The organism is Mycobacterium sp. NPDC003323 (assembly GCF_053589535.1).
The window spans coordinates 117,155-144,093 of record NZ_JBSFSB010000008.1; the positions used below are offsets into that span (position 1 = coordinate 117,155).

Below are 26,939 nucleotides of genomic sequence, written 5' to 3' on the forward strand. Positions count from 1 at the left end.
CTGGGTAACCCGTCAGCAGCCCTCCTTGAGAAGTGCGGGACGGCAGGCCCATCGGGCTGCCCCGGTCATGTCTTCATCACGAGGAGAGTTATGTTGCGTGTTGCCTCCGTGCCTGCGTCGCACGTGTATGTACGCCATCTTTCCCAGCCGGGCGGACTGGACAATGTTGTGCGACTGCGCGATCCGATCCCTGATGACCGCCGCAAGGTGCCCGGGGGCTGGTGGCCGCCGCTCATGCTGGAGCCCGGGTGGGTCAGCGCACACCATCACCTGTTCGACGTCTTTCATGTCCACTTCGGCTTCGACTCGATCGATCCGAAGGGGCTGGCCGGCGTCGTCGCCGAACTCAAGGCGCACCGCAAACCGCTGGTGTACACCGTGCACGATCTGCGCAATCCGCATTATCCCGGCCTGTCACCGCACCGCGAGCAGCAGGACGTGCTGGCCGAGGCCGCGGACTGGATCCTGACGTTGACGCCCGGCGCGGCCGACCTGGTCGAAGACCGGTGGGGCCGCCCCGCTCAGGTGCTACCGCATCCGCATGTGCTGTCCAGTTCGCGTATCGAGCGTCCCCGCACGCAGCGGTCGGAGTTCGTGGTCGGGGTGCACGTGAAAAGTTTGCGCGCCAACATGGATCCGCTCGCGATCCTGGACACCCTCACCCAGACGGTCGCGGCACTGCCCGGCGCGACCCTGCAGATCGACGTGCATGACGAGATCTTCGATCCCGGCAACCACTGGTATGCCCCAAAGACGGGTGCTTCGCTGCTGGAGTACGACCGGCACGACCATGTTCGGGTTCGTGTACACCCCTACTTCACCGACGACGAGCTGTGGGACTACCTGGAATCGCTGGATGTCTCGGTGCTGCCGTACCGGTTCGGCACCCATTCGGGCTGGTTGGAGGCCTGCCATGACCTGGGCACCCAGGTCATCGCCCCGAGCTGCGGGTTCTACCGGGAGCAACGCAACTGTGAGGTGTTCGGCTTCGACGAGCAGAAGTTCGATCCGGACTCGTTGCACCGATCGGTCGTCCAGACCTACCGGAACCGGAATGCCGGTGTCACACAACACGAGACCAGTTGGGCGGTCCGCCGGGAGGAGCGGGTGGCCATCGCCGATGCCCACGAACGGGTGTACCGGGAGGTGCTGGCGTGACAGCTGCGCTGCGCATTGCTTTGATCGCCTCCAACCGCCATCCCATCCGGCAGCCCTTCGCCGGCGGCCTGGAAGCGCACGTGTGGCATCTGGCCCGGGCGCTGGTCCGGCGCGGTCATCAGGTATCCCTCTATGCGGCCCAGGGCTCGGATGCGGCGCTCACGTGTGACGCGCTGACGGTCCGCGAACTGCACCTGTCCGATGCCGCGCGCGCCGACACGTCGATGCCCGCAGACGCCTTCATGACCGACCACCATGCGTACCTGATGTTGATGCTCGACCTCGCGCGCACCGGTGACCGACGATTCGACGTGGTGCACAACCACAGCCTGCATCACCTGCCGGTGGCGATGGCGCCGATGCTGCCCATTCCGATGCTCACCACGGTGCACACCCCGCCGACACCATGGCTGGAGTCCGCGCTGGCCACCGGCGGCTGCGCGGGCACCCGGCTGGCGGCGGTGAGCCGGCACACCGCCGCGGCCTGGCGTCATGTGGCGCCCGATATCGACGTGGTCCCCAACGGCGTCGACATCTCGGCGTGGCGGCTGGGACCCGGTGGGCGCCACCTGGTCTGGTTCGGCCGGATCACCCCGGAGAAGGGGACCCACCTGGCCATCGCGGCGGCGCGTCGCGCCGGCCTGCCGCTGGTGATCGCGGGACCGATTTCCGATCCGGATTACTACGCCGGTGCCGTCGCGCCCGAACTCGACGATGACATCAGCTACGCCGGGCACCTGGACCACCATGACCTGATGACGTTGGTGGGTTCTGCCGCAGCGGCTTTGGTCACCCCGATGTGGGACGAACCGTACGGCCTGGTGGTCGCCGAGGCGATGTCGTGCGGAACGCCGGTCGTGGCGTTCGACCGCGGCGGTATCCGCGAGATGCTCGCCCCGGCGGCCGGGCGCCTGGTGCCACCGGGCGATCCCGCGGCGATGGCCGACGCGATCGGCGAGGTCATCACACTGCCCCGCGCGCAGGTGCGCCGACAGGCCATCGACCACTGCTCCGAGGGGGCGATGGTGCAGACCTATCTGGCGCTGTACACCACCATGATCAGCCATCCCGAAGGCGGAGACGATGATCGGCTACTACGTGCACCATCACGGCTACGGGCATCTGGCCAGGTCCATGAGCATCACCGAACAGATGTCACGACCCGTGACGGTGCTCAGCAGTCGCCCGGTACCGCAGCAGAATCCGTTCGCCGAGATCATCGAGCTTCCGCGTGACGATCAGGCCGCGACGGTCCACGAGCCGACCGCGCACGGCGGGCTGCATTGGGCCCCGCACCTGGATGCCGGTTACAGCGCCAGGATGTCGGCCATTGCCGAGTGGGTACGCGCCGCGCAGCCCGAGGCCGTCGTCGTCGACGTGTCGGTCGAGGTAGCCACCTTCGTGCGATTGCTGGGGATACCCGTCGTGGTCGTCGCGTTACCGGGCACCCGCACCGATGCACCGCACCGACTGGTGCACACCATCGCCGATCGGATCATCGCGGCCTGGCCGAGAGAGCTTCGGGTACCGACATGGCTGCAACCACATGACGACAAGACCGTCTACGTCGGTGGTATCAGCCGCTTCGACGGTCGACCCCGCGCACAGGAGCCGCCGGGATCGCAGATCGTCGTGCTGTCGGGTGCCGAAGGCATGAGCCGACCGCCACCGGAAGCGCCGACAGCGCAGAACTGGACATGGCTCGGCGGTCGGCACGGCCAGTGGATCGCCGACCCGTGGCCGCACCTGACTGCCGCCGACGTGATCGTCACCCACGCCGGGCAGAACAGCATCGCCGATATCGCCGCCGCCGAACGGCCCGCCGTCGTCATCCCGCAGATCCGGCCGCATGACGAGCAGGTCACCACGGCGACGGTCCTGGACACCCACCGGATGGCCGCAGTCAGCCCGGGGTGGCCGAAACCGCAGGCCTGGCCGGAGCTCTTGGCCCGTGCCAGGGCAATCGACACCCGGCAGTGGCGACGCTGGCGGGTGCAGGGCGCCGCCGCGCGCGCGGCCGCCGTGATCGAGGAGACGGCCCGACAGTGTCGAGGGCGGGTGCCGGCGTGAAGACGGCGGTGATCACCACCGTCCACGGCCGGCGAGCACACCTACGGCGTCAGCGGGTCGGGCTGGCTGCGGGCATCACAACTCCCGATCTGCACGTCATCGTCGCGGTGGACGACCCCGACGTGCGATCCGAGATCGATGACGCGCCGCTGCGCACCTCGATCGTGGAATGCGACGCGCCCGGAAGGCGGCTGCCGATAGCCCGGGCCCGCAATCTGGGCGCCGCAACGGCTTTGGATGACGGGGCGCAGCTGCTCATCTTCCTCGACGTCGACTGCATTCCCGGTCCCACGCTGGTGCGGCGCTACCACGGGGTGGCCGGCGACCCGGCGCACACCGACGCGCTGCTCTGCGGTCCGGTGTCCTATCTGCCGCCACCCGGGCCACGTGGCTATCCCGAGGAGGGCCTGGACACCCTGGCCTCCCCGCACCCGGCGCGTCCCTCGCCGACGAGCGCTCAGATCCTGCCCGGCACCGATTACACGCTGTTCTGGTCATTGTCGTTCGCGGTGACGGCGCCGACCTGGCAGGTGATCGGTGGCTTCTGCGAACGGTATGAGGGCTACGGCGGGGAGGACACCGACTTCGCCCAGACCGCGGCCGTACGCAATGTGCCGCTGCGGTGGGTCGGCGGTGCCCCGGCATTTCACCAGTACCACCCGGTGTCGAAGCCGCCGGTCGAACACGTCGAGGACATCGTGCGCAATGCGCGCATCTTCCATCGCCGGTGGGGATGGTGGCCGATGGACGGCTGGCTGTGCGAATTCGAGGCGATGGGCCTGATCGGCCGCGACCAACAGGGTTGCCCGCTGCTGTCGAGGGCGGGTTTGGCTCGCACCGGCGCGGGCACCCGGGAGACATGAGAGCTTCAGAGGTGACGGCGCTGCCGTTCCGCGCCGGTGCTGCCATCCGCGACGCCCGCCTGTTCCACCCCGTCGGTCTGCTGTGCCGCGGCCGGATCACCCGGACCGCCGACCCGGACCGGGGTCTGCCGGTGAGTGACGGTGACGTGATCGGCCGGATCTCAAAGGGGATCGGCACACCCGGGGGACTGCCCGATTTCGCCGGGTTGGCGTGGCGGTCCCAGGTCGGCACGCAGCCGTGGGACGTGCTGATGGTGTCCTCGATCGGTCGGCTGGTGCTGTCCCCGAGCACGTCCTGGTCCGCGGCGCACTATTCGACGTTGATGCCGTTCGGGTATCGGGACCGGATGTACTGGCTGCGCGCGCAGGTGACGTCGCCCAGGTCGTTCGCCGGGCTGGATGTCGACGAACTCCGGCGGCGCCTGAACCAGCAGCCCGTGGTCGTCAGCATCGAACAGGCCGAGGGCACCGGGGCGTTCACCCCGCTGGCGGTGCTCGAGTTCGACCGGGACCTGGAAACCGAGTGGCCGGAGGACGTCGCGTTCGACCCGACGCTCAATCACGCCGAAGGGGTGACGCTGCTGCCCGGCTGGCTGACCGCGCTGCGCCGTCGGGCCTATCGCGGCAGTCGTCAGGGCCGCGACGCCGAGTGAAGCACCGGGGCCGCGGCCGGCCGGCGCACCGCCTCCACGCGCACCGCGATGCCGTTGAGGACCGACATGCCGGCCAGGGCCTCAAGGTCCTCGGGCCGGCCGGAGGTCAGCTCGTTGACGTTCACACCCGGGTTCGCGTTGGCCAGCCGCCAGCCGCCGCCGCGGTGCCCCCAGCCCTGCGGGATCGCGATGGTGCCGGGGCCGACCTCGTCGGTCACCAGCGCTTCGAGTTCGATCGAGCCGGTGGCTGAGACGACGCGCAGCCGGCCGCCATCGGGCACTCCGGCGGAATCGGCGTCGAGAGGATTGATCCTTGCGCGCTGGCGGCGATCACCTTTCATCAGGATCGGGCTGTTGTGCATCCAGCTGTTCTGCGAACGCAATTCGCGGATACCGATGGCCAGCAACGGATAGTCGGCGCTCACACCGGGGGCGTGGCCCAACCTGTCGACCTCGGCGACGATCTCCGGCGGCGCCAGGTGCACCATCTTGTCGGCGTGCGTGATGACGGTGCGCAGCACGCCGTGCGGCGCATGCTCGGACAGCACGATGCCGTGCGGATTGGCGCGCAGCCGTGCGGGATTGAGCCCGCCGCGACGTAATCCGAACCGGTCGCCGTAGGGCCCCATGCGCAGCAGCGCGTGCATCATCCGTCGGGGCGTGATGCGCAGCCCGCGACGCTCCAGCCGGCGCAGCAGCGGGTTGAGCCGGGCCATCGGTCCGGTGGCGAACAATGACAATCCCATCCGGGCCGCCAGGTCTTCGAAGACCTCCCACTCGGGCCGCGCCTGCCCGTAGGCGGGCACCACGGGCTCGGCGCCCTGGATGAACACCGTCGGGCAGCACGCCGCATAGGCCATCGGGAGATCATCGCGTTCCAGGAACGTGGTACCCGGCAGGATGTAGTCGGCGTGCCGGTTGGTCTCGTTGACGTACAGATCCAGCGACACCATCAGATCGAGTTGCCCCAGTGCCGATTCCAGCGCGACGCTGTCGGGCACCGACAGCACCGGGTTGCCGGCGAACACGAACAGCGCGCGCAGCTGTCCCGCACCGGGCGTGGTGATCTCCCTGGCGATCAAGGCCGCTGGGAAGGAACCGAACACATCGGGAAAATCGCCGATCCGGGATCGTTTGGTGTCGTAGCTGAAGGCGCCGGACCTCTCGCCGAACTCCTCGACCGGTATCACCTGATGCGACATCAGGGCACCGCCCGGACGGTCCAGGTTTCCGGTCACCGCATTCAGCGCGTCGATCAGGAAACTGACCAGTGTGCCGTGGTGTCCGAGGCAGGCCCCGGTCCGCCCGTACGCGACAGCCGTTCGCGAGGTGGCGAATTCGCGGGCCAGTGCGCGGACCGTGGCAGCAGGGACGGCCGTGCGCGCGGCGGTGTCCTCGGGCGGGAAGTCCGCGCACAACGCCCGCAGTGTGTCGATGTCGGTGCAGTGCGCCGCGATCGCGGCGCGATCCTCGAGTCCCTCGGCGAAGACGACGTGCAGTATCGACAACATCAGCCAGGCATCCGAGTCGGGCCGCACCGCCACGTGTTCGTAGGCCGCGGCGGTCTCGGTGCGTCGCGGGTCCACGACGATGACGCGGCCACCGCGGCGCACGATGGCGGCCAGGTCATCCCTGATCCGCGGCACCCGCAGCGCACTACCGTGTGAGACCAGGGGATTGGCGCCCAGCATGAACAGGAAGTCGGTGCGCGGCAGGTCCGGGAACGGGATCTGGGTGGCGGCGCCGTAGAGCAGCTTGCTGGCCACATACCGGCTGTTGATGTCCTGCGATCCGGCCGAGTACAGGTGGCCGGCACCGATGCGCTTCATGAACAGGCCCGACCACAGGCTGGCCGCGTACCCGAACGCCGCGGGGTTGCCGAGGTATTCGCCGACGGCACCGCCACCGTGCTCGTCGAGCACGCGGCGTAGTCGGGCGGCGATATCGTCGAGCGCTTCGTCCCAACTCACCTCGGTGAAGGTGCCGTCCGGGCGGCGGCGCAACGGATGCAGCACGCGATCGGGGTCGTTCTGGACATCGGTGAACGCGATGCCCTTCGGGCAGGCGCGGCCCTGGGAGAGGGGGTGATCCTTGTCCGGGCGCAGCGAGATCAGGCGGTTGTCCTCGACGGTGGCGATCAGGCCGCACAGCGGTTCGCAGATCCGGCAGTAGGTGACCTTCTGCTCGACCGTCACGCCTGGCCTCCTCGATCGGGGGTGGTCCGCGTCACAGTAGGGCCGGCGCCAGTCTCCGGCAACCCGCTGCACGCGATCACCAGACCCGATGTGGGTGCGCGCGTCCCCAACGCGGTCAGGAATCGAAAGGCATGGCGGCGAGCAGCAGCGCGGCGCCGTCACCCATGGTGGCGATGGACGGCCAGACGTACGTGGAGACCTACCCGGACGTTCACTTCCGACGAGACGGTCAGAGCGTGTCGGGCAAACCGACGCCGGTCGCCAGTTCGGCGTATTCGCGCATCAGTCGCAGGGCGGTGCGCCGGTCCACCAGAGGATCGCGCGCCACGATGCGATAGCCGAGATAGTCCTCCATCGCCATGAGCGTCATCGCGATATCGCGGGCCGGTGAACCCAGCCGGAACGCCCCTGCCTCGGATCCTGTGGTGAGCAGATCGGCGTACAGACCGACCTGGCGGTGGTAGATGGCCTGCACGTCGCGGCGCTGGTGGAGTTCGAAGCCGGCGGCCAGCACCGCGCGCCAGATCGCGCGCCATTCGGCGTCCTCGGGTCCGGACGGCAGGCCGGCGGCGATGGTCAGCGCGAGCTGGGTGCGCAGATCATCGGTCTGGGCCCCGATCTGCAGGCGCGCCTCGTAGAACCGCACGTCGGAGCGCAGCGCGAGTTCGGACAGCAGCGCCGTCATGTCCTTGAAGTAGTAGCGCAGCGCATTGGTGGTCAGCCCCAGCTCGGCGGCCACATCGGCGAGCTTCAGCGTGGCCAGGTCGTGCCGTTCGATGACGGCGATGGCCGCATCCAGGATCTCACCACGGCGTTCCTCCTGGCGGTTGGGACGAGCCATCGACGCGTGCTCCTCTCAAGAATTCGGGCGTACCTATTTTGCCGTTCCTGTTGCGCAGCGCACATCGCGGGCGCATAGTTCTTTTCCAATAAGGAAAAAAACTGTGAACGAGGCGGAACGAATGCGTGCCAGAGATCTCGGCGTGAGCATCGGTCAACACCCGACCGGGACGCACAATGCCATCACCGACGTACCCGGGGTGCGGGTCGGTCAGACCACCGTCACCGGTGCGGGCGTCAACACCGGCGTCACGGTCGTCATCCCACATGAGGACATCTGGACCGAACCGGTGTTCGCCGGATCCCACGTCCTCAACGGCAGCGGTGAACTCACCGGCCTGGAATGGATCCGCGAATCCGGCGAACTCACCACCGCCATCGGGCTGACCAACACCCACAGTGTGGGCGTGGTGCGTGACGCGCTGGTGGCCGAACAGGTCCGGGTCCGCGGCGACGGCGTGTACTGGTCGCTACCGGTGGTGGGGGAGACCTACGACGGATTCCTCAACGACATCAACGGTTTCCATGTCCGGACCGAACACGTCCGATCGGCGCTGGAGAACGCCTCCGACGGGCCCGTCGCCGAGGGGAATGTCGGCGGCGGAACGGGCATGATCTGCCACCAGTTCAAGGGCGGTATCGGCACCGCATCCCGCCGGCTCGGCTACACCGTCGGCGTGCTGGTCCAGGCCAATCACGGCCGCCGCGAACGCCTCCGGATCAACGGGGTTCCGGTGACCCAGCCCGACGTGCCGCTGCCGGCATACCCCCCGGGCTACGCACCGGGCTCCGGATCGATCATCGTCGTCGTCGCCACCGACGCACCACTGCTGCCGCATCAGTGTCAGCGGCTGGCCCAGCGCTCGGCACTGGCCGTCGGCCGGCTCGGTGGCACCGGCGAACAGTACAGCGGTGACCTGATGTTGGCGTTCTCCACCGGTAACCGCGGTATCCCGCCGTACGGGGTCGTCGAGGACGTCACCACGGTTGCGCCGGAGATCCCGCTGCGCATGGTCGGACCGCAGCTGATGGATCTGCTCTTCGACCTGACCATCGAGGCCACCGAGGAGGCGATCGTCAACGCCATGGTGGCCGCCGAGACGGTGACCGGATACCGCGGCTACACCGTGCACGCCATCGACCACAACCAGCTCACCGCGGCGTTGAAGGAGAACTCATGACCAGCACCGAAAGTCGGGGCCTGACCGGCAGGCTCGGCCCCGTCGGTATCGTCTTCATGGTCGTCGCGGCGGCCGCCCCGCTGACCGTCATCGGTGGCAACATGCCGCTGGCGATGGGTTTGGGCAACGGCGCGGGCGCTCCCGTGGGATTTCTCACGGCGTCGCTGGTGTTGTTGTTGTTCAGCGTCGGCTTCGTGACCATGACGCCGTACGTCCCCGAGGCGGGCGCCTTCTTCTCCTATGTCACCACCGGTCTGGGTGAGCGGATGGGCAAGGGCATCGCGGTCGTGGCGCTGATCGCCTACACCGCGATCCAGGTCGGCATCTACGGCTATATCGGGTGGGCCATCGGCGACACGGTCGCGTTCTACGATGGCCCGCAGATTCCCTGGCCGGTCTACTCGTTCGCGGTGCTGGCCATCGTCGCCGTACTGGGGTACCGCCACATCGAGCTGAGCGCCAAGGTGCTCGGCGTGGCGCTGGCCCTCGAGATCGGCATCGTGGTGCTGCTCGACGTGGCCATCGTCGCCGACCCCGGCCCGGCCGGTATCACCTTCGCGTCCTTCTCCCCGGGTGTGTTCACCGAGGGCGTCATCGGGATCGCGATCCTGTTCGCGCTCACCGGGTTCATCGGTTTCGAGGCCACGGCTGTGTTCCGGGACGAGGCACGTGACCCCAAGCGAACCATTCCGCGCGCCACCTACGCCGCGGTGATCCTCATCGGCGCGTTCTACACGTTGACGGTGTGGGCGTTCGTCGTCGCCATCGGCCCCGACTACGTCACCGCCACCGCGCAGCAGACCCTCGACGGTGAGGCCAACATGCTGTTGGACACCACCGACGCCGCACTGGGCCGGATCGGTCGCGACGTGGTCAACATCCTGCTGCTGACAAGCCTTTTCGCCTGCGTGCTGTCGTTCCACAATGTGATCGCGCGCTATCAGTTCGTACTGTCCCGCAAGGGTCTGCTGCCTGACCGCCTCGGCGCCGTACACGATCGGCACCGGTCGCCGGCGTTCTCGTCGGTGGTGCAGACGGTGACCGCGGCGATCATCGTCGCCGTGCTGGCGCTTCTCGGAATCGACCCGCTGGTCGGTGTTTTCGGGTCGATGGCCGGCGTCGCCACCGTCGGGATGGTGCTGCTGATGCTGACAACCTCGATCGCGGTGCTGGTCTTCTTCGTGCGCAACCCCGACCTGCGCAATGGCCGGCCGTGGCAGACCCGCATCGCACCGGCACTGGCCGTCCTCGGACTGCTCGGCAGCCTGTGGTTGGTGCTGTCGAACTTCACCCTCGTCACCGGCGGCAGTGTCACGGTCAGCACCATCCTGGCCGCCGTGCCGTTCGTCGGGCTGGTGCTCGGTGCGCTGCTGTGGCGACCGAGTGCGGCGCGTGGACAGGTGGGCGTTTAGCGGACACCCGTTCGTGGGCATCAAGGCTGTGTGCTTTTTTGTGAACTGACCGATCACCGCCTCGCTGTATGACCGCGGACGATCGGCTGCCACCACAGGTGTTCGTGGTCTTCGGTGCCACCGGCGACCTCGCGGCACGCAAACTGTTCCCCGGGTTGTACCGACTGGCCGCCGACGCCCGGCTGCCCGACGACTACGCCATCATCGGCTCGGGCCGGCACGCACCCGAGGGCGAGTTCCGCGATATCGTGGCCGACGCGCTGCGCGACGGTGTCGATGATCTCGACCCCACAGTGCTGTCCGGCATGTTGGCGCGCATCGATTTTCACACCTCGGACTCCGACGACGGCAGCGAGCTGGCCGCGGCTGTCCGCGATGCACGGCAACGACTCGGTGATGACAGCCGCGTCATGATCTATTTGTCCGTGCCACCCACGGCGATGCAATCGATGATCGGAATGCTGGGCCGCGAAGGACTCGTCGAAGACGCACGCATCGTGGTCGAGAAGCCGTTCGGCACCGACCTGTCGTCTTCTCGGGAACTCGATGCCGCGCTCAAGGATGTCGTCGCCGAGGATCAGGTGTACCGCATCGATCACTTCCTCGGTAAAGAGGCGATGCAGAACCTGCTGGCGCTGCGCTTCGCCAACCGGCTGATCGAACCGGCATGGACCCGGGAACACCTGGCGTCGGTGCAGATCGACGTGCCCGAGGAACTGACGGTCGAGGGCCGCGGCAGCTTCTACGAGTCCACCGGCTGTTTCCGGGACATGATCACCACGCATCTGTGCCAGGTCCTGGGCTTCGTCGCCATGGAGGCCCCGCAACAGATCGATCCGGTGTCGCTGCGCGACGCCAAGGCACGCGTGTTCGAGGCGATGCGTCCGCTGGACCCCGAGCGGGTGGTCTTCGGGCAGTACGAGGGTTATCGCGACGAAGAGGACGTCGCCGAGGACTCGCAGGTGGAGACCCTCGTCGCGCTGGAGGCTTTCGTCGACACCGAGCGTTGGCGCGACGTGCCCTTCTACCTGCGCACCGGCAAGGCGATGGGGGATACCCGCCGCACCGTCACGCTGACCTTCCGGACTCCGGCGTCGGGCCTGTTCGAGGCCGAACCCAACACCTTGGTCCTCGAACTCGACAACCCACCGGCCGTCGAGGCGCACCTGACCGTGAAACGTCCGGGGCCCGATCTGACACTCAAACCGATCGATGTGGATCTCGGCCGGCTGGACCCCGCGGGCGTCGGCCTGGAGGCCTACGAACGGTTGCTGCTCGATGTCATCCGGGGCGATCAGACGCTGTTCACCCGCGGCGACGAGGTGGACCGGTTGTGGCAGGTGTGCCAACCGGTGCTCGACGCGCCGCCGCCCGTGCACGTCTACCGCCCCGGCACGTGGGGCCCCGAGGCGGCGCTCGCGCTCACCGGCTGGCGGTTACCCGATGAGTGAACCGCTCGCGATCGCCCAGCACGGACTGATCGGCGATCTGCGGACCTGTGCGCTGGTCGGCACCGACGGCACCATCGACTGGTTCTGTGCCCCGCGGTTCGACTCGCCCAGCGTGTTCGCCGCGATTCTCGACGATGAGTCGGGCGGCAGTTGGCGGCTGACGCCCTGTACCGAGGTGACGCGCACCCAACAGTTCTACTATCCGGACACCGCCGTGCTGATCACCCGATTCCTCACCGAGGACGGGGTGGTCGAGGTCCACGACTTCATGCCGGTACTGACAGCCGACGAACCGGATCACCGGCAGCGCCTGGTGCGCAGGGTCAAGGCGGTGCGCGGAACGATGCGGCTGCGGATGCGCCTGGACGCCCGTCCCGATTATGCGCGCCAGTCGTGCACCGCCGAGCACGCCGGTGCCGGGGTGTTGATCACCGGCGACGGGGTGCGGTTGGGGTTGATCGCCTCCACCGACCTGGACATCGAGGACAGTGACGAGAACAGTTTCGTGACAGCAGATTTCACGCTGAGCACCGGTGACACCGCGCTGTTCGTGCTGGAGATGCTGGCCGACGGCGACGAAGTCAGCACCGACTCGATGAACCGCACCGAGGCGCTGTTCGACGCGACGGTCTCGTTCTGGCGCAACTGGGTGTCCACATCCGGCTACACCGGGCGCTGGCGCGAGACGGTGCACCGTTCGGCGATCACCCTGAAACTGCTGACCCACGAGCCGAGCGGCGCGATCATCGCCGCGCCCACCACCAGCCTGCCCGCACCGGTCGGCGGCAGCCGCAACTGGGACTACCGCTACGTCTGGATCCGTGATGCGGGATTCAGCATGTACGCGCTGCTCCGACTCGGATTCCTCAATGAGGCAAGGCAGTTCATCCGGTGGTTGTCGGAACGGATGGGCAGCCACGACGGGGCCGGGGACCGTCGGCTGGGGCCGCTGCGCGTACTCTACGACATCGACGGCAACCTGCCCGAAGAGCAGCAGCTCGATCATCTTGCCGGGCACCGCGATTCGAAACCGGTGCGGATCGGAAACGCGGCCGCGCACCAGCTGCAACTCGACATCTACGGTGAGATCATCGACTCGGTCTACCTGTTCAACAAACACGGCCCCGGTATCAGCCACGACGCCTGGTGTGACATCACCGATATCGTCGACTGGGTCGCGCAGAACTGGGACCGGACCGACGCGGGCATGTGGGAGATTCGCGACGAGGCACAGCCCTTCACCACCTCGCGGCTGATGTGCTGGGTGGCGATCGAACGGGCGATCCGGATCGCCCGCCAGCGGGGGCTGCCCGCTGATCTGGTGGCCTGGTCCAGAGCCCGCGATGAGATCTACGACCGGATCATGACGAAATCGTGGAATGCCGACCTGAACTCGTTCACCCGGGTGGAAGGTGGCGAGGACCTCGACGCCGGACTCCTGCTGATGCCGATGCTGAAGTTCATGTCGCCGGCCGACCCCCGCTTCCTGTCCACGCTCGACGCGATAGAGAAGCATCTCGTGACCGACAGCCTCGTCTTTCGCTATGAGCCGGGCACCGACGGTCTCGACGGTCTGGAGGGGACGTTCTCGATCTGCTCGTTCTGGTATGTCGAGGCGCTCACCCGCGCGGGCCGGCTCGCCGACGCACAGCTGGCGCTGGAGAAGATGTTCACCTATGCCAATCACGTCGGGCTCTACGCCGAGCAGGTCAGCGCCACCGGTGACCAGGTCGGTAACTTCCCGCAGGCGTTCACCCACCTGGCGCTGATCAGCGCGGCCATCAACCTGGATCGGGCCCTCGACGGTTAGACCGTCCTTGCCGAAAACGACTTCCAGCCTGCGCCCGCTGGCTACCCTCACCATGACATCGCACGTTGTCAGCGTCGGGCGAAGGGGTAGGGGGGTCGGCCATGGAGGCTGCCGGGCGGATGGAATCGGGCCGGAAGGCCAGATCGCTGCGGTACTGCCTGGCTGTGGTCACGGTGTGCACCGGCCTGGCCGTCGCGCCGGTCCAGGTGGCCTGGGCACAGGAAACCGACAACGGATCCACTTCGGCGGCCGGCGAGTCCACGGCCGACCGGACCGCCGACAACGACTCGGCCACCGAACCTTCCCGCGGTGCGGAGTCGCCCGCCCGGCCCGACCCCGAGGACTCGACCGAGCCCGAGGAGTCGACCGAGCCCGAGGACGAGGACGAGGCCGAACCGGACGACCCGTCCGAGCCCGGTGGCGACACTCCGGTCACCGAGGAACCCGAACCGACACCCGATCAGCAGCCCACCCCGACCGTGGGCCCGAAGAAGCCGTCACTCGTTGTCACACAGCCGGATCCGACACCCGCTCCGGAGGCCGATCCGGACCGTGACGAGGTCGTCATCAACCGCCCCGTGCAGCGTTCGGTCCCCGCCGTGCGCACCGTGCACAGCAGCGGATCGGCGGTCGGGCTGCTCGAGGGCCCCGCCCCGCTGTCCACAGCGACCACAGCACCGGTCGCGCCGAATATCCCCGCGACGCTCGGCGCGGCCGCCGTCGAGGTCACCACGCCGACGCCACCGAAACCGCTGTCACCGATCGCGACGCTGCTGGAGATCCCGGGCCGCATCGTCAACGCCGTCCTGCAGTTCCTGGACTTCACCGCGGCCGTCACCGGACCGCGCAGCCCGTTCAACATCGCGCCGATCAACGACCTGCTGTTCGCGGCGTTCCGCGAGATCGAACGGCTGGTGGGTCTGCACCGGACACCGGCGGTGCAGCCGGTGCTGCCGTCGATGACCTATACCGGTCCGACGGACCGGCCGAGCCCGACGGTGGCACAGTTCCTCAACGCGTCGACGGCGGCGTACGGCTGGGGCACCATCCCCGGCGGCATGGTGCCCTTCACCGTCAACGGTTTTCAGCTGCAGTCGACCAACATCTTCTCCGGCATGTCCGGCAAGGCGTGGGTGACTCCCGAAGGTCAGGTGATCATCGCCTATCAGGGCACCACCGGTGGCACGAACCTGCTGGTCAATCCTCTGATCACGCTGACCCAGCTGGCCGCCGACATGCAGGTCATCCTCACCGGCACAACACCATTGGCCTTCTACGACGCGCTGCGATTCGCGCGACGCGTGCAGGACGAGGCCGCTCTGCAGGGCTACGCCGCCGATGACGTCTTCGTCACCGGCCACTCACTGGGCGGGTGGCAGGCCCAGTTCGTCGCGCAGCGCACCGGCCTGGCCGGAATCGGATTCGAGTCACCCGGTATGAACACCAGGGCCGCGGGCAACGGCGCCGACTCCAACTTCGTCAACATCGCCCAGTACGGCAGCCCGGTCGCCTTCATGGCCACCGATCTGCCCGGGCTGCAACCGTTCTTCCCGCCGTATGTGCCAACCGGCGGCGCCAAACCACACTACGGTCCGATCGTGCTGATCGGGGACCGGGAGGCGATGAACCCGCTCGTCAACTCCGCGGCGATGTGGGGTAAGAGCCTGATCGGTAGCCTCGTCTTCGCGGTGGACTTCCTGGGCAACTTCTTTCAGTACCACCTGATGGGCGTGCAGGCCTATCACCTGGACGTCGACACCGATCCCGGCGTGGTGCCGTGGCTGGGCACCCGTCGGGGCACCGTGCACACCGGTTACGGGGAGTTGACCATCCAGCAGTTGCTGAAGGCGGCCTCCGACGACGGGATCCTGGTCACCCCCTGACCGGGCGGCGTCAGAACTTCAGGTAGCCGCCGTCGAGGCGCAACACGTCACCGGTGTGGTAGCTACTGACCGAACTCGCCAGGTACACCGCGATTCCGGCGGCATCCTCGGCAGTACCCCACCGTCGCACCGGTACCCGCGGCAGCACGCGCGAGCTGAACCGCTCATCGGCGAGCCCCTCGGAGGTCATGTCGGTGTCGAACCAGCCGGGTTGCACGGTATTGGCCCGGATCCCGTGTTTGGCCAGCTCGACGGCCATGCTGTCCATCATCGAGGTGACACCGGCCTTGGACGCGGCGTACGCCACCTGCCGCGGCATGCCTTGGCGGGCACCGAGACTGGACACTCCGACCAGGCTTCCGCCGCGGCCTGCCGCGATCATCTGCCGCGCCGCCTCACGCAGGGTGAGGAACACACCGTCGAGATCCACGCTCGTCACCGATCTGAACTCCGCAAGGGAGGTGTCCAGCAGCGGCGTGAATTCGCCGCGCACACCCGCATTGGCAAAGCAGGAGTCGAGGCGGCCCAGTTCGTCACGGACGCGGGCCATCGTCTCGGTCACGGCCTGCTCGTCGGCGACATCGCAGGACAGGGCGAGCACCGGCCGGCCGTACTCGTGCAGGACTGCAGCGGCCTCGTCGAGACGGGCGATCGAGCGCCCGATGATCGCCACCGACGCGCCGGCGCGGGCCAGGCCGCGAGCCATGCCGAGGCCGATCCCGGAGCCGCCCCCGGTGACCACGGCGACATGCCCGGTGAGATCGAAGGGGTTGGCGGTGTTCGGCGCGTCGGTCACGGTGCAAGACCCTAACGCGACGGATGCGAGACGCGTCGCCCGTCATGTCCGCTCCTTCTGCGCAGCCTGACGATTACGGCGCTCCGCAGCGCCGCGTCGGCTAATCTCCTGCCGACGTGCAGTGATCATGCGGAGGAGACGCGCCGTGCATCGACAACGCCATCGCCTCGCGGCCATCGTGGCGACCTGCGCCTGCGTACTGGCACTGGTCAGTGGGGTCGGTGAGACGCGGGCGCGAGCCGCGGGCTACGCCGTGAACCCGGTGGCCGCCATCGAGGAACGACCCTCCACCGTCGGGATCGCCGAGGGGGCCGACCTCTACTACATGTCCGACACCGACGTCGAACGCACGCTGGAGGCGATGCAGAGCCTCGGTGTGCAGGACGTCCGCATCGCGATCTTCTGGGCGGACGTGGAGGCCGAGGAAGGCGTGTTCGACTGGACCCGCGTCGACCAGATGGTCGAGGCGGCGCATGAGCGCGGGATGGGCATCCTCGGCACCATGCTGTACACGCCGGACTGGGCCGGTGCGGGCGGGTTGACCGGCCATCCCGACCCGGTGAAGTGGGGCGCCTTCGTCAAAGCGGCCGCCGAGCGGTACGACGGCAGGATCTCGGCCTACGAGATCTGGAACGAGCCGACGACGACGTTGTTCTGGGATCCGGTCGACCCGGCGGTCTACACCGATCTGCTCAAGGCCGGCTACCAGGCGATCAAGCAGGTGGACGCCTCGGCGGTGGTCATCGCGGGGTCGGTGGTCGCAGGCCCGACCCGGCCGGACGGCTCGACCATGAGCCCCGTCGACTTCCTGCAGGGCATGTACGACGCTGGGGCGCACGGCTACTTCGACGCCATCTCCTACCATCCGTATCTGTTCAGCATGCCGTTCTCGGGTGGGCAGAACCAGCCGCACTTCGACTATCCGATCGAACAACTCGACCAGATGCGGGCCCTGATGGTGGAGCACGGCGACGGCGCACTCAAGGTGTGGATCACCGAGTACGGCCAGCCGACGACCACCTTGGCCGACGGCACGGTGCTCACCGAGGCGCAGCAGGCCGCCTTCATCGCCGATCTGCTGCGCACCTGGCAGTCCGTCGAGGGGGCCGGGCCGGTGTTTTTCTACAACCTGCGTGACACGCAGACCGGTGACAGCAATCCCGACCACAATCTGGGCCTGTATCAATCGGACTGGACGCAGAAGGAGGCCGCCGAGGTACTGGCGGCGCTGATCAAAGAGCTCAACCCGACGCACCATCCCGCCAATCCGGTCGTGACGTTCGTCAAGCAGGTCATCCGCGCCGTGGGCGACGCCATCGCCTTCATTCCCGAGCTGATCGGGCGGGTGGTACGGACTGTGGTGAGGTTCGTCGGCGACGTGCTCGGGGTGAACTCCACCGCCGCCCGCACTGCCGCCGCACCCGACTCCGCCGTGGCCGCCGTGCGGGTCGATGAGCCCGGCGAATCGGAGCCTCCGCGGGATCGCCGGACGGTGACCGATACCGCCGAGCGTGCGGTGCCGAAACCTGACGAGCAGAGCGCCGGCGAGCAGAGCGCCGACCGGGAATCGGGTGCGACGGACTCCGCAGTAGCGGACAGTGCGGCACCCGAGGAGGAGGATGCGGGCGCGCCGGTCGAGCGGGGCACCTCCGATGAGGACCTCACGACGGAAGAGACGGTCGAGATGGCCGCCGAACCCGACGACGAGGCGACCGAAGCGGACGCCGAGGCGCAGGACGAGACCGATCGCCCCGATGACGAGACCGCGGCGGACGAGGGTGCCGACGACACAGACGCACCCGGTGACACGGACAAGAGCGGCGAAGCAGGATCCGCAAAACGAATGAATTAACTCAGGCGACAGTTTTTGCTGTGATCACGGGTTCGGCGGCTTTAGCATCCCAACCGGGTTGGGGAACCTGCTTCGTATCTTCACAGGGGGACCCGTGCTCACTCGTATTGTCTTTGCCGTCGCCGCCATCGCCGCCGTTGCGCTGGGTGCCGCGCCCGTTGCCGGCGCCGCCCCGTGGCAGAACTGCACCGAGGCGCGCGACAACGGTGATGTGAACATCCCGTCGACCAGCGACACCTACGGCCCGCACCTCGACCGCGATCAGGACGGTATCGGCTGCGAGGCCTGACGGGCACCGCTCACGCGTCGAAGTCGACGCGCACCGACGGTGTCGTCGGCCGTGACTGACACGTCAGCGCCAGTCCGGCGTCCACCTGCTCGGCGCTCAGCGCGTAGTTCTGGTCCATCGCCACGGCGCCCGAGGTGATCGAAGCCGCACAACTTCCGCAGGCTCCGCCCATGCAGGCATACGGGGCGTCGATCTTGTTGCGCAGCAGAGCCTCCAGGACGCTCTCGCCGGCTTGCAGCGACACCTCGCGTTCGGTACCACGCAGCGTGACCGTCAGCTGTGCGGCCGGGGAATCGTGTCGCAGCGCGGTCGCGGTGGTGGCCCCGAACAGTTCGAGATGCACCCGCTGCGCAGCCACTCCGTCGTCGATCAGGTTGTCGCGCAGGGCTTTCACCATGTCCTGCGGGCCGCAGAGGAACCACTGGTCCACGGCGTCCATGTCGGCTCCGAGTACCCGCCGCACCAGAGCGTGGTCGATGCGGCCGCGCAGCGCCGCGGGCTCGTCGCGGTCGCCGGAGCGCACGTGGATCATCTGTAGCCGGCCCTGGTACCGCGCCCGGAGGTCGTCGAGTTCGGCGGCGAACATCGTCGACGCGGCGGTGCGGTTGCCGTAGATGAGGGTGAACCGGCTGTCACGTTCCACGTCGAGGGTGCTCTGCAGGACCGACATGACGGGCGTGATTCCGCTGCCCGCCGCCACGGCGACAAGGTGGCGCCGCGCGCTCGGATCCAGCGGTGCACCGAAATTGCCTGCGGGCGGGGCGAGTTTGAGGGTGTCGCCGGCCTTCAGATCGTCGTTGGCGAAGGTGGAGAACAGCCCCTCGGGTATCCGCCGGACGGCGATGGCGAGCTCCTCGGACATGGCGGAGGTGCATATCGAGTAGTTGCGGCGGATGTCCTGTCCGGCCAGGCGGTGGTGCACGGTGAGGTGTTGGCCCGGGCGGAATCTGAACGTGTCGCGCAGATCCGGCGGCACGTCGAAGGTGATCCGGACGCTGTCCGGGGTGAGGCGGTCGATGCGGTGTACTGCCACGGTATGGGTGTCGCCGGCGCGGCGAGGGGCATGCATGGGCAGGACGCGGGCGAGCTTGCCGTTGAGCTGTTTCCACGTCCGGTACTCCTGCGCGTCGAGCTGTTGACCGAAGACCGTGATGAGGGCCGGATCGTGGGCGAGGTAGGCGGCCTCGTTACGCCGCCACGCCGCGACGTAGCGGTGGAAGGGCACCGAGGGATGCAAATGGTGCACCAGGTGATAGTTCTGCGAGAGCAGCAGCGGGGTGAGGATCCACTCCGCGCCGACCCGGTTGCGCGTGGCCTGATACCGGTTGCCGCGGTGGGTTTCGGTGAGATCGTGATGCGGAAGCCAGTCGAACCACCACGCCAGCACGAACATCGCCACCCGCTCCGGGATCAGGTACACCACTGCGAGCAACCAGAGATGGCCGGTGGACCCGGCGACCACGATCGCGGCCACCGAGGACGACATCAGCACCGCCGTCTCGATGACCTCGGCGCGTGGCCGGCTGCCGATGTTGCGGATCAGGAAGCGCAGATAGGGCACGTCCATCAGCGGGAACCGGAACGGAAGCTGCCACCAGGGGGCGGCGCTGACGAAATGGTCGGGATCGTTGTCGCCGTCGTTGGTGTTGCGGTGGTGCTCGATGTGGATGAAGGCGAACGACTTGAACGAGATCAGCGGAGAGACGAACAGCATGGCCACCCGGCCGAAGGCGACGTTGACCCAGCGGTGCCGGCTGATCGAATAGTGCGACGCGTCGTGCAGCACGGTGAACAGCACGAAGATGGCGGCGGCGCTGACGGCGATGGTCACCGGTGCCGGCAGCGCCGACGTGAGCGCCGCCCACGTCGAGGCGCCGAACACGGCGACGGCGACGGTGAAGATCCCCACCGTCGGCCAGGACAGCGCCGGGATCTGCTCGCCGGTGTCAGGCACCGAGGGCGGTGCGGCCGGGGTGCCGGGGTGCTCAAGTGTCAGTGACACGGCGTATGTCCTTTTCCGCAGCATCGGGTTGATGTGCCCGTAAAGCTAATGAGCGACGTGCGGGCCGACAAGGAGGTCTCAGCACCTGTTCATGTGCGGCGCGCACATTTCAGACGCTGCGCCACTCGGGATGAGTCTTACTTCTCGTGAAACAGCGATGCTGCGAGCACGTCGCACAGCTGCAGGGCGGCATGCACCTCAGCAAGCCGGGCGGTGACCGGCCCACCCAGTCGGTGCTCGGCGCGGCGCACGCGCTGCAGGACGGTGTTGCGGTGCACGCCGAGCGCATCGGCCGCGGCCTTCAAACTTCCCTGCGCGGACAGGAACGCCAGCAACGCGGCCCGCTCGGCGCTGCTCTTCGCGTCGGCACGCGCCAGGTCTCCGAGTTCGGCCCGCACATAGGCGCGGGCCGCATCGAGGTCCTGTGACAGCAGATCGACCAGGGCGACGTCGCCAAAGACCGTGACAGACGGCGCGGGGCGCTCGGCCAACTCGGCGATGCGGCGGGCGCGCAGAGCCTGCAGATGCGTGGTGCGGAAACCGGAGGACCCCGGCTGTACCGAGCCGACGGCGAGGTGCACGTCCTCGCCCAGCGGTGCCGCGTCGGCGACGCTGCCCGGCGCTGCCACCGTCCAACCCCACACCGTGCGCGGCCCGGCGGTGATGACCAGCACGCGGTCGGCGAACCGCTGCGCCACGCCCGGCAGGTCGATACTGCTGTCGGTGGTCCAGCAGATGAAGCCGAGCTGACCGCCGGTCAGCGGATGGCCCAGCACCGCTTCGGCTTTGCGCAGGTCGATGCGCTCGGCGGCGCGCCGAGCGCACCACATCGCTGCGCTCGGCGCGGTCACGGTTCTGCCGGCGATCGAGTTCGGCGACGTATTCCGAGGAGACCAGCGTCGAAATCCGGTCGATGTACTGGAATCCGAACCGCTCCACCGCGAGAAAGGACTGCAGCGCCAGGGCCGGGTCGGGCAGGTATGTGGTGAGCACGTCGGCGAACTTGCCGGTGAAGTACTGATGGCCCAGGCGGTAGAACCGCAGCATCACGTCGACGCTGTGCCCCCGTGACGCCATGACGCGGGCATGTTCGAGCGCGGTGACCGGGGCTTCGGCCGCCGTCGCGTCGATACCGAGACGAACCATCGACAGCACCGCCTCGAGGTTCGACGAGCACGAGCCCAGGGTCAGCCCCCGAAGTTCTGGGTCCGCGGCGATCTCGGGGATGTGGCGCGCCAGATACTCGAGCATGTCCTCGGCCAGTTCGGCGACGTTGCCGAGCAGCACCGCCGCGACGGTCTGCAGATCGGGCGAACCGCCGGGTGGGGGTGACGTGTCCACCTACCGGACCCTAGTTCGCCCGCGCTGTTCAGCGGACCCGTACCAGCGTGCGTCCCCGGTTGCCGCCGCCACGGATGCGCTCCAGTGCGGTGGGCACTTCGTCGAGACCGACCTCGTCGGCCGCCAGTTCGTCGAGCAGTGGCGGGCGCAGATCGCGTCCGAGTCGGGCCCACACATCGCGGCGACGCTCGATCGGGCACTGCACGGAATCGATGCCCAGCAGCGATATCCCACGCAGGATGAACGGAAAGACGGTGGTGGGCAACGCGACTCCGCCGGTGTTGCCCGACGCGGCCACCGACGCGCCGTAACGCAGCGAGGCCAGCACCGCGGCCAGCGTCTCGCCGCCCACACTGTCGACGGCAGCGATCCAGGACTCCTTCTGCAACGGCCGTTTCGGATCACCGACCGCGGAACGGTCGACCACCTCCGCGGCGCCCAGGTGGCGCAGCCAATCGGCGGCATCGGCCTTGCCGGTCACCGCGGTGACCGAATAGCCGCGCGCGGCCAGGATCGACACCGCGACGCTGCCCACGCCACCGGTGGCCCCGGTGACCAGCACGGGCCCCGCGTCCCGGGTGATGAGTCCACGCTCTTCGAGCGCGATCACACTGAGCGCGGCGGTGAAACCCGCGGTGCCCAGGGTCATCGCCTCGCGCAGGCTCAGACCGTCGGGTAGCGGGACGACCCAGTCGGCCGGCACGCGGGCGTACTCGCTGTAGCCGCCGTGATGGGCCACGCCGAGGTCGTAACCGTGCACCAGCACCTCGGCGCCCTCGGCCAGACCGGAGTCACCCGGGTCGACGACGGTGCCCGCCAGGTCGATGCCCGGGATGAGCGGGTCGAGGCGGGCGACCTTGCCGTCCTTGCTCGCGGCCAGCGCGTCCTTGAAGTTGACGCTCGACCAGGACACGGCGATCAGCACGTCACCGTCACCGAGTTCGGAGATCGGGAGCGACCGGACCTCCAGCACCGTGTCGGGTCCGGACGAGTCGGCGATCAGTGCGCGCGTCGTGTCGGTCTCTGCAGGTGCCACGGTGCCTCCTAGATGATGGACGGTCACGACTCATCGTCGCCGACCTCGATTCTTCATTGCCCTCCGCAGCCGGTCACGTGGCGGTGACGCCCGGAATGCGTCCCTCGCGGAACGCCTCGACGAAGTGCCGGTGATCGTCGCGGACTCTGGCGGCGTACTCGAGTCCGAACGCGACGATGTCGGCGACGAAGTCGGCCTCGTGGTCACCGATCACCTCGACGATGGCCTCCTCGGTCTGGAAGCCGACCAGCGACTGGTCGCTGTCGGTGTCGCTGACGCAGTGGACCTTGGCAACCGCTTGACCGAGTTGCTCGATGACCTCCGCGAGTTCGCCCGGTTCGGTCAACTCAGCCCAGTCCAAATCGGCCTCATAAGGCGAGATCTCGCTGACCACGAAACCCACCCCGTCGATGTCGGTGTACCCGAGCAGCGGGTCGGCGTGTGCCTGTAGGGCGCGCTGCGAGACCACGGTCCGGTGTCCGTGGTGTTTGAAGTAGTCGTGAACCTCTCGGTCGTCGACCACCCGGCCCGGTGCTGCGACATTGCCCTGTTTCATCGACAGCACGGCGTCGTTGTCGAGTGCTTGGTTGAAGCCCTCGATCAGCACCGTGTAGGCGGGCAGTCCGGCGCTGCCGATACCGAAGCCGGTCTTGGCGATGACGTCCTTGACGTCGTAGGCGATACCGCGGAAGCGCTGGGTTTCCGGGATCGTGTCCAGGTATCTCTCGAACGCCGCGACGACCTTCTGGCGTGTCGCGTCGTCGAGTCGCACGACGCCGGGCACCTCGCGGAAGCGCCGGTCCCATTCGTCGACCACGGTCATCCGGTCGAGCATTCCGGCCCGCGTTGACAACCGGGCCGACTGCAATGCGGAAAGTACCGCGCCGCGTGCGGTTTCGAGGTTGAGTGAGAACTCTGCATCATCATCGACCTCAACGAACCAGCGGACCTGCTTCAGATAGGCATGCACGAACGTCTCGATCAGCATGGTGATGGTGGAGTCCGAAAGCGCCTTCTGCCAACACATCAACGCCACACTGGCGGCGAACCGCTGCAGGTCCCAGGTGAAGTGGCCGACGTACGCCTCGTCGAAATCGTTGACATCGAAGATCAGCACCCCGGCGCCGTCCATGTAGGTGCCGAAGTTCTGCGCGTGCAGATCCCCTTGGATCCAGACGCGGCTGGTGCGTTCGTCGGCCCATCGGTCCTCCAGGGCGAACACGTCGGCATAGAACAGGCAGGCACTGCCGCGGTAGAACGCGAACGGGTCGGCAGCCATCTTGCGGAACTTGGTGCGGAACGCATCGGGGTCGGCCTCCATCAGGTCGCTGAAGGCGTCGACGAGCGTCTCGACGATGAACGACTCCCGTTCGTCACCCATGATGTCCCTTCGATCTGACGGTTGACTTCTTACAGCGGCTCAGATGATCGGTTCCTCCTGCGGACCCAGCACGCGCAGCCAGCGATAGCCGTAGGGCCCGAGGTCCAATTCGACTCGGCCCGACGTGTCGAGCGCGGTCTCGGTGAGACCGTCGAGCAGGTCGACCAGGACCGATTCCGGTGCGACGGCGTCGAGTTCCACGGTGACGATGCAATTCTCGGCCCCGAAGTTGTGCAGCGCCAGCATCGCCCACCCCGATTCCTCCCGGCACAGATGTGCCAGCACCGCCCGGTTGGGTTGCTTGAGTACCTGCACCGTCGACCAGCCGATCTCCGGTTGTTCGCGATAGGTGTAGATGAGGTTGCGCATGAACCACCAGAAGGAGTCGTGATCGCGGCGCTGGTCGGCGGCGTTGACGCGCTCGGGCCCGTACAGCCCTTCGGGCAGCGGCCGGGTGAGTCGCCGCTTCGCCGCCCTGGAGAAGCCGCCGTTGGTCCCGCCGGTCCACTGCATGGGACTGCGGACGGCGAGTCTGCCCGGGATGTCCGGGTTTTCGGCCATCCCGATCTCCTCGCCGTAGAACAGCACCGGGGTGCCGGGCAGCGAGAAGGCCAGCGAGTACGCCATCTTCATCCGGCGCTCGTCTCCGCCGAGCATCGGCGGTAGTCGCCGGCGCAACCCTCGGCCGTAGAGCTGCATGTCGGGATCCGGCCCGAACGCGTCGAACACCTCCTGCCGCTCGGTATCGCTGAGCTTGTCCAGGGTCAGCTCGTCGTGATTGCGGATGAAGTTGGCCCACTGGCTGGTCGGGTCGAGTGCGGGCCGCTGCCGCAGCGCCTTGGCGACGGGCCGGGCGTCGCCGCGCGCCATGGCGAGGTAGATCTGCTGCATGCCGATGAAGTCGAACTGCATGTTGAGCCCGTCGCCATCCGGCCCGCCGAAGAACTTCTTCTGATCCTTGTAGGGGACGTTCACCTCGCCGAGCACGACAGCGTCACCGAGCCGACGGGTGATGAAGTTCCTGATGTCGCCCAGATATTGATAGGGGTCGAAGAGGTCGGTGCGGCCCGGAACGGCGTCCCTGGCGAACAGGAACGGTACGGCGTCGACCCGGAATCCCGAGACGCCGAGTTCCAACCAGAATCCGAGGGTGCGTGAGATCTCCTCCTGCACTTCGGGATTCTCGATGTTCAGATCCGGCTGGTGCTTGTAGAAGTGATGCAGGTACCACTCGCCGGTTTTCGGTTCGAGTTCCCAGAGGCTGTCCTCCTGATCGGGAAAGACGACGTCTGCGGGGCTCGACTTCGGCTCGGTGGCGCTCCACACGTAGAAGTCGCGGTACCGGTCGTCCTTGCTGCGTCGGGCGGACTTGAACCAGGGGTGGGCATCGGAGGTGTGGTTCATGACGAAGTCGATGATGACCCGGATGCCCTTGGCGTTGGCCGTGCGGACCAGTTCGACGAAGTCGCCGAGGGTGCCCAGTTTCGGGTCCACGCCGTAGAAATCCGTGATGTCGTAGCCGTCGTCCTTGCGGGCGGTGGGGTAGAAGGGCATGAGCCACAGGCACGTCACGCCGAGGTCGTTGAGGTAGTCGAGGCGGTCGGTCATGCCGCGGATGTCACCGGTGCCGTCGCCGTCCCAGTCGTAGAAGGTCTGGATGTCGGCGCAGTAGAAGACGGCGTTCTTCCACCACAGGTCGCCCGAGTCAGCCGATCTCATGATGGCTCGGCGGCGGTGACGGACAGTTGCGGCAGCACATGCTCACCGAAGGCGTCGATGAATCCGGTCTGCTGTTGGCCCACGAAGTGCAGGTACAACTCGTCCCATCCTTGGTCGATGTACTGCGTGAGCCACTCGGCATGACGGGCGAGGTCGCTGGACACGTTCACCGACTGCTTCACCTGCTCGGCGGAGACGGCTTCGCCGAGGACATCGAACGCCTCCACCGTCTCGACGTCCCAGCACACCGGCGGGGCGAAGACGTTGGTGCGCCACTGGTCGTGCGCGATGGCCTCGGCCTCATCCTCGGTGGGTGCCCAGCTGAGATGGATCTGCAGACGCGCAGGTCCCCGACCGCCCACGTCGCGATAGGCATCCAGGATTTTGCGCAGGGTCTCGGTCGGCTGGTTGACGGTGACCAGGCCGTCCGCCCACGCCGCGTGGCGGGCCGCGGTCGCGGGGGTGACGGCGGGGCCGACGAGGTCGGGGACGGTGTCCGGCAGTGTCCACAGCCGGGCCTTGTTGACGTGCACCAGCCCGTCGTGGCTGACCTCCTCGCCCTGTAGCAGGCGCCGGATCACGTGCACGCATTCGATCAGGCGTTCGTCGCGTAATTCCTTGCGCGGCCACACCTGCGCGGTGATGCGTTCGTTGGAGGCCTCGCCGGACCCGAGTGCCGCCCAGATGCGGCCGGGGAACATCTGGGCCAGCGTGGCGATCGCCTGGGCGATGATCGCCGGGTGGTAGCGCTGGCCGGGTGCGTTGACGACGCCGAAGGGCAGTTGCGTGGTCGCGAGCGCCGCGCCGAGGAACGACCAGGCGAAGCCGGACTCGCCCTGGCGGGTGCTCCACGGACTGAAATGGTCCGAGGACATGCCGGCGGTGAAACCGGCACGCTCGGCGTGCTGGACGTCGCGCAGCAACTGGGCCGGACTGATCTGTTCGTGCGAGCAGTGGAATCCGACGACGGTCATCGTCGGGGCATACCCGTTACATCCGGCGCTTAC

The 26,939-nt window shown here is 67.7% G+C and carries 22 protein-coding genes; 13 read left to right on the forward strand and 9 right to left on the reverse strand.

Annotation, left to right across the window (positions count from 1 at the left end; all coding sequences use genetic code 11):
* Positions 1-90 precede the first annotated feature (90 nt).
* Genes ACWDUN_RS19110 through ACWDUN_RS19130 form a run of 5 tightly spaced genes read left to right on the forward strand, consistent with a single transcriptional unit; the run spans position 91 to position 4,744 of the window.
* Complete coding sequence (locus ACWDUN_RS19110; RefSeq protein ID WP_449931376.1) at positions 91-1,158, forward strand: glycosyltransferase family 1 protein; 1,068 nt, start codon at positions 91-93, stop codon at positions 1,156-1,158.
* Positions 1,155-2,393 (forward strand): glycosyltransferase family 4 protein, encoded by a 1,239-nt coding sequence (locus ACWDUN_RS19115; RefSeq protein WP_449931378.1) that lies wholly within the window; start codon positions 1,155-1,157, stop codon positions 2,391-2,393. The genes ACWDUN_RS19110 and ACWDUN_RS19115 overlap by 4 nt, the downstream gene beginning before the upstream one ends.
* Positions 2,311-3,228 carry a glycosyltransferase gene (locus tag ACWDUN_RS19120; protein WP_449931380.1) on the forward strand — a complete coding sequence of 306 codons (918 nt, stop codon included), beginning with the start codon at positions 2,311-2,313 and terminating at the stop codon, positions 3,226-3,228. Before ACWDUN_RS19115 ends, ACWDUN_RS19120 begins: the two co-directional genes overlap by 83 nt.
* The gene (locus ACWDUN_RS19125; protein WP_449931382.1) at positions 3,225-4,091 is read left to right on the forward strand and encodes a glycosyltransferase family 2 protein; all 867 of its coding nucleotides are present in this window, start codon (positions 3,225-3,227) and stop codon (positions 4,089-4,091) included. Before ACWDUN_RS19120 ends, ACWDUN_RS19125 begins: the two co-directional genes overlap by 4 nt.
* A complete protein-coding gene (locus ACWDUN_RS19130) occupies positions 4,088-4,744 on the forward strand; it encodes a phosphodiesterase (RefSeq protein ID WP_449931384.1) in 657 nt (218 codons plus the stop codon). The genes ACWDUN_RS19125 and ACWDUN_RS19130 overlap by 4 nt, the downstream gene beginning before the upstream one ends.
* Here ACWDUN_RS19130 and ACWDUN_RS19135 read toward each other — a convergent pair.
* Both ACWDUN_RS19135 and ACWDUN_RS19140 read right to left on the reverse strand, forming a co-directional pair.
* Entirely contained in the window at positions 4,723-6,939 is a 2,217-nt protein-coding gene (locus ACWDUN_RS19135) for a molybdopterin-dependent oxidoreductase (protein WP_449931386.1), read from the reverse strand. The genes ACWDUN_RS19130 and ACWDUN_RS19135 overlap by 22 nt on opposite strands.
* Positions 6,940-7,168: 229 nt before the next feature.
* Positions 7,169-7,780, reverse strand: a complete 612-nt coding sequence (locus tag ACWDUN_RS19140; RefSeq protein WP_449931388.1) for a TetR/AcrR family transcriptional regulator — start codon at positions 7,778-7,780, stop codon at positions 7,169-7,171.
* Positions 7,781-7,901: 121 nt separating this feature from the next.
* Here ACWDUN_RS19140 and ACWDUN_RS19145 point away from each other — a divergent pair, with 121 nt between their 5' ends.
* The 5 genes from ACWDUN_RS19145 to ACWDUN_RS19165 all read left to right on the forward strand — a co-directional run bounded on the left by ACWDUN_RS19145 (position 7,902) and on the right by ACWDUN_RS19165 (position 15,516).
* Positions 7,902-8,960, forward strand: a complete 1,059-nt coding sequence (locus ACWDUN_RS19145) for a DmpA family aminopeptidase (protein WP_449931390.1) — start codon at positions 7,902-7,904, stop codon at positions 8,958-8,960.
* Positions 8,957-10,372 (forward strand): APC family permease, encoded by a 1,416-nt coding sequence (locus tag ACWDUN_RS19150; protein WP_449931392.1) that lies wholly within the window; start codon positions 8,957-8,959, stop codon positions 10,370-10,372. The genes ACWDUN_RS19145 and ACWDUN_RS19150 overlap by 4 nt, the downstream gene beginning before the upstream one ends.
* 68 nt (positions 10,373-10,440) lie before the next feature.
* Positions 10,441-11,823, forward strand: a complete 1,383-nt coding sequence (gene zwf / locus ACWDUN_RS19155; protein ID WP_449931394.1) for a glucose-6-phosphate dehydrogenase — start codon at positions 10,441-10,443, stop codon at positions 11,821-11,823.
* Positions 11,816-13,633, forward strand: coding sequence for a glycoside hydrolase family 15 protein (locus tag ACWDUN_RS19160; RefSeq protein WP_449931396.1), 1,818 nt, complete (start codon positions 11,816-11,818; stop codon positions 13,631-13,633). Before zwf ends, ACWDUN_RS19160 begins: the two co-directional genes overlap by 8 nt.
* 119 nt (positions 13,634-13,752) lie before the next feature.
* On the forward strand, positions 13,753-15,516 hold the full coding sequence (locus tag ACWDUN_RS19165; RefSeq protein WP_449931398.1) for a hypothetical protein: 1,764 nt from the start codon (positions 13,753-13,755) through the stop codon (positions 15,514-15,516).
* A 10-nt stretch (positions 15,517-15,526) separates the two neighbouring features.
* Here ACWDUN_RS19165 and ACWDUN_RS19170 read toward each other — a convergent pair whose 3' ends face one another.
* On the reverse strand, positions 15,527-16,312 hold the full coding sequence (locus ACWDUN_RS19170) for an SDR family NAD(P)-dependent oxidoreductase (protein WP_449931402.1): 786 nt from the start codon (positions 16,310-16,312) through the stop codon (positions 15,527-15,529).
* A 145-nt stretch (positions 16,313-16,457) separates the two neighbouring features.
* Here ACWDUN_RS19170 and ACWDUN_RS19175 point away from each other — a divergent pair, with 145 nt between their 5' ends.
* Positions 16,458-18,164, forward strand: coding sequence for a cellulase family glycosylhydrolase (locus ACWDUN_RS19175; protein WP_449931404.1), 1,707 nt, complete (start codon positions 16,458-16,460; stop codon positions 18,162-18,164).
* Between the two features lie 94 nt (positions 18,165-18,258).
* Positions 18,259-18,453: an excalibur calcium-binding domain-containing protein gene (locus ACWDUN_RS19180; RefSeq protein ID WP_449931406.1), complete on the forward strand. Its 195-nt coding sequence runs from the start codon at positions 18,259-18,261 to the stop codon at positions 18,451-18,453.
* A 10-nt stretch (positions 18,454-18,463) separates the two neighbouring features.
* Here the strand turns inward: ACWDUN_RS19180 and ACWDUN_RS19185 are convergent, their stop codons facing one another.
* Positions 18,464-20,455 carry a fatty acid desaturase gene (locus ACWDUN_RS19185; protein ID WP_449931408.1) on the reverse strand — a complete coding sequence of 664 codons (1,992 nt, stop codon included), beginning with the start codon at positions 20,453-20,455 and terminating at the stop codon, positions 18,464-18,466.
* A gap of 137 nt (positions 20,456-20,592) precedes the next feature.
* Positions 20,593-21,306 (reverse strand): PucR family transcriptional regulator, encoded by a 714-nt coding sequence (locus tag ACWDUN_RS19190; RefSeq protein WP_449931410.1) that lies wholly within the window; start codon positions 21,304-21,306, stop codon positions 20,593-20,595.
* A gap of 235 nt (positions 21,307-21,541) precedes the next feature.
* Here ACWDUN_RS19190 and ACWDUN_RS19195 point away from each other — a divergent pair, with 235 nt between their 5' ends.
* A complete protein-coding gene (locus tag ACWDUN_RS19195) occupies positions 21,542-21,787 on the forward strand; it encodes a hypothetical protein (protein WP_449931412.1) in 246 nt (81 codons plus the stop codon).
* Positions 21,788-21,824: 37 nt separating this feature from the next.
* On the opposite strand, the gene ACWDUN_RS19200 is transcribed toward ACWDUN_RS19195, so the two are convergent.
* The 4 genes from ACWDUN_RS19200 to ACWDUN_RS19215 form a co-directional block, all read right to left on the reverse strand.
* Complete coding sequence (locus ACWDUN_RS19200; protein WP_449931414.1) at positions 21,825-22,832, reverse strand: acrylyl-CoA reductase family protein; 1,008 nt, start codon at positions 22,830-22,832, stop codon at positions 21,825-21,827.
* A 73-nt stretch (positions 22,833-22,905) separates the two neighbouring features.
* Positions 22,906-24,213 carry a DUF2252 domain-containing protein gene (locus tag ACWDUN_RS19205; RefSeq protein WP_449931416.1) on the reverse strand — a complete coding sequence of 436 codons (1,308 nt, stop codon included), beginning with the start codon at positions 24,211-24,213 and terminating at the stop codon, positions 22,906-22,908.
* 39 nt (positions 24,214-24,252) lie between these two features.
* A complete protein-coding gene (locus ACWDUN_RS19210; protein WP_449931418.1) occupies positions 24,253-25,932 on the reverse strand; it encodes an alpha-amylase family protein in 1,680 nt (559 codons plus the stop codon).
* A complete protein-coding gene (locus ACWDUN_RS19215; RefSeq protein ID WP_449931420.1) occupies positions 25,929-26,906 on the reverse strand; it encodes a TIGR03885 family FMN-dependent LLM class oxidoreductase in 978 nt (325 codons plus the stop codon). Before ACWDUN_RS19215 ends, ACWDUN_RS19210 begins: the two co-directional genes overlap by 4 nt.
* Between the last annotated feature and the right edge of the window lie 33 nt (positions 26,907-26,939).